Origin of the sequence: uncultured Brachyspira sp., assembly GCF_944393015.1 — a bacterium.
Lineage (GTDB): Bacteria > Spirochaetota > Brachyspiria > Brachyspirales > Brachyspiraceae > Brachyspira.
In genome coordinates this window covers 21,321-28,935 of record NZ_CALXYQ010000036.1, presented here as the reverse complement: position 1 = coordinate 28,935, position 7,615 = coordinate 21,321, and the positions used below count along the sequence as shown (strand labels likewise).

6 protein-coding genes are annotated in these 7,615 nt (G+C 25.1%); 1 reads left to right on the top strand and 5 read right to left on the bottom strand.

Annotated features, from left to right (window positions below; genetic code table 11):
• Window positions 1-147 precede the first annotated feature (147 nt).
• Complete coding sequence (locus tag Q0K19_RS11300) at window positions 148-1,269, bottom strand: ATP phosphoribosyltransferase regulatory subunit (protein ID WP_297247988.1); 1,122 nt, start codon at window positions 1,267-1,269, stop codon at window positions 148-150.
• Between the two features lie 167 nt (window positions 1,270-1,436).
• On the opposite strand from Q0K19_RS11300, the gene Q0K19_RS11295 reads away from it, so the two are divergent.
• On the top strand, window positions 1,437-3,176 hold the full coding sequence (locus Q0K19_RS11295) for an RNB domain-containing ribonuclease (RefSeq protein WP_297247986.1): 1,740 nt from the start codon (window positions 1,437-1,439) through the stop codon (window positions 3,174-3,176).
• Between the two features lie 289 nt (window positions 3,177-3,465).
• On the opposite strand, the gene Q0K19_RS11290 is transcribed toward Q0K19_RS11295, so the two are convergent.
• The 4 genes from Q0K19_RS11290 to Q0K19_RS11275 all read right to left on the bottom strand — a co-directional run bounded on the left by Q0K19_RS11290 (window position 3,466) and on the right by Q0K19_RS11275 (window position 7,500).
• Window positions 3,466-4,074 carry a DUF2726 domain-containing protein gene (locus Q0K19_RS11290; RefSeq protein WP_297247984.1) on the bottom strand — a complete coding sequence of 203 codons (609 nt, stop codon included), beginning with the start codon at window positions 4,072-4,074 and terminating at the stop codon, window positions 3,466-3,468.
• Between the two features lie 15 nt (window positions 4,075-4,089).
• On the bottom strand, window positions 4,090-4,743 hold the full coding sequence (locus Q0K19_RS11285; RefSeq protein ID WP_297247982.1) for a DUF2726 domain-containing protein: 654 nt from the start codon (window positions 4,741-4,743) through the stop codon (window positions 4,090-4,092).
• A 194-nt stretch (window positions 4,744-4,937) separates the two neighbouring features.
• The gene (locus Q0K19_RS11280; RefSeq protein ID WP_297247980.1) at window positions 4,938-6,551 is read right to left on the bottom strand and encodes a methyl-accepting chemotaxis protein; all 1,614 of its coding nucleotides are present in this window, start codon (window positions 6,549-6,551) and stop codon (window positions 4,938-4,940) included.
• A gap of 262 nt (window positions 6,552-6,813) precedes the next feature.
• Window positions 6,814-7,500: a pseudouridine synthase gene (locus Q0K19_RS11275; protein WP_297247978.1), complete on the bottom strand. Its 687-nt coding sequence runs from the start codon at window positions 7,498-7,500 to the stop codon at window positions 6,814-6,816.
• Window positions 7,501-7,615 lie beyond the last annotated feature (115 nt).

Below are 7,615 nucleotides of genomic sequence, written 5' to 3'. Positions count from 1 at the left end.
ATCATCACTATATATATCAGTTCTTACTTTCTTATTTTCTTTTATTAAACTTTGTACTTTGCTTAGTAAAATTTTTTATATTATTGCTAATAAAAATTACTCATTTACAAGCCATCCATTTTTACAAATGTCAGGCATTCGCAATTTTTATGAATTAATTAAAACGTCATTCTCAAATATGTATTTCTCTCTGTAATTATAATCTGTATTATAATCATCACTATATATATCAGTTCTTACTTTCTTATTTTCTTTTATTAAACTTTGTACTTTGCTTAGTAAAATTTTTTCATCGCCGCTTTTATATAGTATAAGTATATCAAAATCATATTCGTTTTTTATTGTGTCATTTGTGTATAGCTTATCCATATAAACAGCGAAACCTATTGCATTCTTTTTATTTTTTTCATTTTGTGTATGGGCATTGAATTTCGCAAGAAGTTTATCGTATCTTCCGCCAGATAATACAGCATCATTATTGCCTTTTATATATCCTTTAAAAATTATTCCATTGTAATAACCTAATTTACTTTCTATTGAAAAGTCTAATAAAATTTTATCAAAGTTATCATAATTTTCAAATACAGCTGAAAGGCTTTTTAATTCATCGTATGCTTTTTGCATTTTATCATTTATTATTATGCTTTCTATTTTTTTTAATATATCTTTATAGTTTCCGCATAAGTCTATTAATGATATTATATTATTTTTATATTTATCATCTATATTATTAGCTATTAATGTTTTTTCTAAATCATGTTTATTTTTGCTGTATATAAAATTGAGTATTTCTAGTTTTTTATCTTCATCTAAATTAAGTTCATCTATCAAAGCGAACATAAAATCTATACTTGATATTTCTAATATATATTCATCATTTATAGATTTTAAACTATCTACTGCCATACTAATTATTTCTAAATTTGAATATGTGCTTAGAGTTCCTATTATTTCTACTCCTACCTGTTGAATCTCCTCATATTCATTTGAAACGCTGTCTATTTTATAAATATCTTCTATATAATAAATTTTATTAGTGTATTTATTATTATCTTTCAAAACTTTTTTTACTATTGATAATGTAACGTCTGGTCTTAATGACTGTAAATTACCATTTAAATTCATAAATGTTAATATATGTTCTGTTTGAAGAAAATCTTTATAATTGTTGTATAAATTATAATCTTCAAATTTACTCAATTTAATTTTCTTGTATCCGTATTGTTCGTATATTTTTGTTAATTTAGAAACTATATTATTTTCATTCATAATTTTATTCTTCTCTATTATTTATTTTCATTTTGAATATATATTATAATCTAAAAAATAAAAATTACCATATAAAGTAATTAAAAGATTTATATTTTTAAGCATTAATTTGAAATAAGTATAAAAAAAGTATATTATTATTTATAAATTTAATTAAAGGTGTGTTAATGAAAACTGCAGAAGAATTAATAAAAAAATTAATGAAAAATCAAATGGATTATAATATATTTATAAAATTTAATTCAAAAACAGCTTTAGAAAAAACATCTCTCACTAATTTGATAAGAAAAGCTATAAGCAGCGGATATATAGAAAAAACAGCAGGTAATTTACTTAGAGTAACAAAAGAGGGAAGACAATATATTAATAAATTAGAAGGTAAAGAGGAAGCTCCTAAAACTGTAAAATCTGTAAGGGTGAATGTTGATCCTAAAGATGCTAAATCAGATTCTAAGATCATAGCTAAATCTTATAATATAAAATTGGATTTCAGCGAAGAGCTTTTAAAATTGGCTGAAGAAATTAATAATAAAGCTGATTTCACAAATATAGAAGATGACAGAGTTGATTTAAGAAATTTAAAAACAATAACTATAGATAGTGAAAGTTCAAAAGATTTGGACGATGCTTTCAGCATAGAAAAAACTGATAATTATAAAGTGTATGTTCATATTTCTGATGTAAGCCATTTTATAGAACTTGATTCTCCTTTAGATTTAGAGGCTAGGGCAAGAGGAAATTCTACTTATTTGATTGATACAGTTTATAATATGTTTCCTGAAGTTTTGTCTAATAATATAATTTCTTTAAATGAGAATGAGGATAGATTTGCTATTACTTTTATTTTTGATATAAATAATGAAGGTGAAATATTATCTTCATCTGTTTGTAAAAGCGTTATAAGATCCGACAGAAAATTATCTTATGATTATGCTGAGAAGCTTATAAAAAAAGAAGAAAGCGATGAGGATTGGCTTTTAGAGCTTATTGATAATGGTTTAAATATAAAAAATATTTTGTATAAAAAAAGAAAAGAGGGCAGGGGAGTAGAGTTTGAAAATCAGGATATAAAAATAGTTCTTAATGATGAAGGTATGCCTATAGAGTTTTATGCAGAAGAGAAAAAAGAATCTATGGCTATAATAGAAGAATTAATGCTTCTTGCTAATAGTCAAATAGCTGAGAAGTTATCTAATTATGACGGCGTTATATTCCGTTATCATGGACTTCCTGATGAATACAGATTTAATAATTTTAAAATACTTGCACATACTAAAGGTTATAATTTAAAAGAAAATCCTGATAAAACTTATGATATAAAAGGATTCATTGATAATGTGAAAGGAAAACCTGAAGAAAATTTGCTTATACCTGTACTTCTTCGTTCTATGACTCCTTCATCTTACAGTATAGTTAATAAGAGTCATTTTGGTTTGGGACTTGATTATTATACTTATTTCACTTCGCCTATAAGAAGATATGCAGATTTACTCATTCATAGAATAGTTAAAGATACTATTTTATCTAATAAAGATGTGATAAATGAAAAGTTAAAAAATATATGTAAGGATTCTATTGAAAGTTTATCTCTGCTTGATAAAACTTCAAAGAAGGCTGAAAAATATCTCATTCAAATAAAAGCAGCAAGATACATGAAAGACAGACTCGGTGATGAGTATTATGGAGCGGTTAGTTCTATCACTCCAAAAGGAATATATGTTGAAATAGAAGGTTTGGAAATAGAAGGTTTTATTGAGGCTACTTATGTGGGTTCTAATTATAGATTTTATCAGGATATGCAAAGCGTATATGTTGATAAAGTAAAGGCTTATGAGTTAGGTGATAGAGTAAAAGTTTTGGTTGCCACCTCTAATGTGGAAAATGGAAAAATATTTTTCTCTTTATAATAGACTTATTTAAAAACTATTTAACAATATTAGTTGAAAAATTTTCAGCATAATTTTAAGAAGGTATTATATTTTATATTCTGTATAATCTATGCTTTTGTGATAAATTGCAGTCTTTTTGCTTCTTTGTGCCAACAAAAGAAGTGGGGTTTGGGGCAAAGCCCCAACTGCAAAAATAAAAAGCACTTAAAATTAAACAGTGTAAATATTTATTATTTTAGTTTTGAAACAAGTCTAATAAAGATTAATAAAATTTATAAAATGATAACTAATTTTTATTTATATAGAGTTAGTTATCATTTTTTATTGAGTTCATTATATCAGATAAGCAGCTTTCTAATTTTTTATCATCTATAAATTTTGAATCTATTTTTATATCATTCTCTTTTATAATGAAATACTGCATTCCAGCCTTATTAATTAACAGCTCTTTTATCATATCATTGTTTTTTATTCTTTCTTTCATTTCTTCGGTATGTCCATAATGTCCAGCACCATCGTATTCTATTATAGCTATAGGTTTATTTGTATTATCTCCTCGCTTATAAGTTATTAAAAAATCAGAATAAAAATCTCTATAACTTTTCCAAATATCTGTATCTTCTTCAGCGTCCAAAAATGCTTTATATGATACTTGCTTATAAATATTATAATCTTTAAATACTTTTAACATAGAAAAAAATATTTTGCTTTCTTCAATATTCATAATTTTTTTTATTGATATGTTGCCAGTATCCATATTTTCAAGTCTTTGGCTAGTTATATCTTTTCTTGGGTATTTCCTTTTATAATATCTTCTGAATGGTCTTCTGTAATTTTGTTTATCGATTTTTCCTATAAATAATAAAAATAAAATAATAGGTATTATAAAAATAAGTAATACTGCTAAACTTTCCATAATAAAAATTTCCTTTTATGATTCTTTAGTATTTGATAAAATTGTATTAACATCTTTTAAAAGTAAAGATAATTTTTCTTCATCTATTAAACCTGAATCCATTTTTATATCAGAGTCTCTTATTATAAAATATTTTAATCCTATTTTGTTAAAAAGTTTTTCTCTTATCATATCATTATTTTTTACTTTTTCTCTTTGTTCTTCTGTATCACCGAAATGTCCTCCTCCATGATATTCTATAACAGCTGCAGGTTCATTCATTTTTGAACCTCTTTTGTATGTTATAAGAAAATCACAATAGAAATCTCTGAAAGTTTTCCAAGCATCTGTATCTTCTTCACCTTTTAAAAAAGCTCTGAAAGATACTTGAGGATTTACATTATAATCATTTAATATTTTTACCATAGAATAAAATATTCTCGTTTCTTCTATATTCAGAACTCTTTTTGTTTTTATGCTTCCAGTATCCATATATTTTAATCTTTGTTCTGTTATTGCATTTATTTTGAATTCTTCTTTATTCTGTTCTTCATGTTCTTTAGGTTCTTCATAATTATCCGTTTTGTTTTCATTTGTATTTGATTCTTTTGTAGAGTATGTTTTTTTTAAAGAAAAGAAAAATATTATTACAATAGATAATATAATTACAGCTGCGCCGACTTCAAGCATAATTTTATCTCCATTTAATTTATACTATATAGTATATAAAATAAATTGTATTATTCAATTTTTATTGGCGGTAATAATTATATAAATAGGAACTATAGTTTCTTATACAAAAAAATCATTAAAATTGAAGTTTATGACTTTTTGTTAGATAAACTTCAATCTTAATGATTATATTTAGCAATATTATTTGGTATTTACATAACTTTGAAATACTCTATCTCTCTTATAATATCCTGACTCATATTAGATATTTCAGAACTTGAAGTAGAGTTTTGAGTTGCCAAACTAGAGTTTTCTTGAGTTATATTATTCAATTCTTTTATTGCTATATTCATTTGGCTAATACCATCTTCTTCCTGCATTATTGACTGAGATATATCATGCAATTCTTTTTCCATTTCTTTAACAAGAGCATTAATATTATCTAGTATAGCAGAAGATTTATTAGCTGATTCATTACCTATTTCAATACGTTTTACAGTTTCTTCTACAATAGAAGTAATATTTGTGGCAGCTTCATTTACAGTTTGAGCTAAAGACCTTACTTCACTTGCTACTATAGCAAAACCTCGGCCTTGTTCTCCGGCACGTGCAGCCTCAACAGCAGCATTCAAAGCCAATATATTAGTTTGGAATGCTATAGATTGAATTAATTTAGTTATTTCAGATATTTTCTTACTTGATTCAGATATTTCATGCATATGTGAGGATATTTCTACAACAGCTTCAACACCAGTAGAAGTTGTTTCCATAATTTTTACGCTTTTATCTTTTGCTTTTAATGCATTTGAAGTTATTCCATTTATAGAACTTGATAATGACTGCATAGAACCTGTTAATTCTTCTATAGCAGCTGCTTGAGTATTTGTTCTGTCAGATAAATATTCGGTACTTGATGATATATTTTGAATTTCTGAATTGATAGTTGTTAAATTTGATTGTAATTTTGATACTACATTTCTAATAGCATTTTTCATATTATTAACATAGTAAACTAAGCTGCCTGATTTATCATCTTTCTTTTCAATAGAATTTTCTATAACAAAATTTCCCTGAGACATTTGGTCTATACTTTTAATTGCTTTATCCAACATTTGTGATATAGGAATTACAACAAAGAATGCTAAAGCAGTTTGTATAACTATTAAAATAATAGTTATTAAAAGATATGCAAGCATAGTTTTTGTAATTCTTGCATTAACTTCATCTAAGTTTCCGCGTATTACTAATTTATATGTTGTTCCTTCTAATGGTTTTATAGAATACCATTCATTTCCTACAATTCTTATTATAGTTTTTTTAGGGTCTTCGTAAGTTTTTGCATCTTTGAATAAAGGTTCATTATATATATTATATTGTTTATTGAATATGTAATTTTTATCTTGATGCGACATATATAAGCCATCTGAAGCAACTAGATTTACTTGATTATCAGTTATAACTTTTGTTAATAGATTATTCATTTCCAAGAAGTCTATACCAATAACACCTTTCAATGAATTATTTGTATATACTGCCAATGATAATGTTATACATATATTTCCGGTATTGGCATCAACATACGGTTCTGTAATAAATATGCCGTCTTTTGAAATAGCTCCTTTATACCAAAGTCTTGAAGTTTGATCATAAGTATCCGGATAAGGTGTTATTCCATTAACAAAAAGTCCGCTTTTATTATATGGTATTTCATTACCGTATAATATGTCATATATATTTCCGTTTGATTTTAATATATCTTGCAATGTTCTTCTTATATTCGCGAATATTGGTTCATTAGCTTGAAAATATCCCCTTAATGTATACATAACAGTATATATTTTTTCCAATTCTATGGATAATACTAATTCTGCGTTTTCTATTTCTATTATTGCATTTTTCTTGAATATAAACTTTGTTATATGTGAAGAATATAGCTATATATGCTATAATTAAAAAAACAGCGAATGGAACTATTAATTTAATTAATAATATCTTATTGTTTTTCATAATGGAACCTTAGATGATATTTTTTTTGCATTAATATTATAATAAAAAGTATTTAATGTGTCAAATATCTAAAAAACGTTTTTACTTATCTATTAGTATCGAATTAATTTCTTCTTTAGTTAAATGTTTAAAAGTTCCTTCTTTAAGATCTTCTAATAATATTTCAGCTATTCTAAGTCTTTTAAGAATAACAACTTCAAAACCTATTTTTTGGCACATTCTTCTTATTTGTCTATTCTTACCTTCAGTTAGGATTATATTAAATGAATTTTTATTTATTCTTTTTACTTTAGCAGGCTTAAGTTTTTGTCCGTCTAATGAAATACCATATTCTAATTTTTTCAAAGCTCCGTCAGGTACGCTGTCATTTACTCTTACATAGTACTCTTTTTCACAGTTTGTATTTTCTCCTATTATTTGTTTAGCAAATACTCCGTCATTAGTGAGAAGTATAAGTCCGCTGCTGTCTTTATCCAATCTTCCAACAGGATATATATTGTCAAAATCATTTTTTATAAGGTTGTATATAGGTTTTCCTTCGTTTTTATTTGATGATACAACATAACCTCTAGGCTTATTTAATTTTATATATATTTTATCTTCTTTATATTGTTCTATACTGCACTCTACTTTATCGTTTTCATCAACTTGAGTAGCCGGATTAGTATTCACTATTCCATTAACTTTAACTTTTCCGTTTTGAATAAGTCTGTCAGCTTCTCTTCTGCTAGCCAAATTTAAAGATGCTATATATTTATTTAATCTCATTTATCCGTCTTTTTCTAATAAATTTTGCTTACATATTAACATAATATAATTTTTAATCAAATTTTAATAATATTGACTAAAATTATATAGTTATGATATCGATATAATATATTAG

Coding starts and splice junctions, on each gene's coding strand:
- Q0K19_RS11280 (WP_297247980.1), bottom strand. CDS start 6,551: ATGTATACATTAAGGGGATATTTTCAAGCTAATGAACCAATATTCGCG.
- Q0K19_RS11275 (WP_297247978.1), bottom strand. CDS start 7,500: ATGAGATTAAATAAATATATAGCATCTTTAAATTTGGCTAGCAGAAGA.
- Q0K19_RS11295 (WP_297247986.1), top strand. CDS start 1,437: ATGAAAACTGCAGAAGAATTAATAAAAAAATTAATGAAAAATCAAATG.
- Q0K19_RS11285 (WP_297247982.1), bottom strand. CDS start 4,743: ATGCTTGAAGTCGGCGCAGCTGTAATTATATTATCTATTGTAATAATA.
- Q0K19_RS11300 (WP_297247988.1), bottom strand. CDS start 1,269: ATGAATGAAAATAATATAGTTTCTAAATTAACAAAAATATACGAACAA.
- Q0K19_RS11290 (WP_297247984.1), bottom strand. CDS start 4,074: ATGGAAAGTTTAGCAGTATTACTTATTTTTATAATACCTATTATTTTA.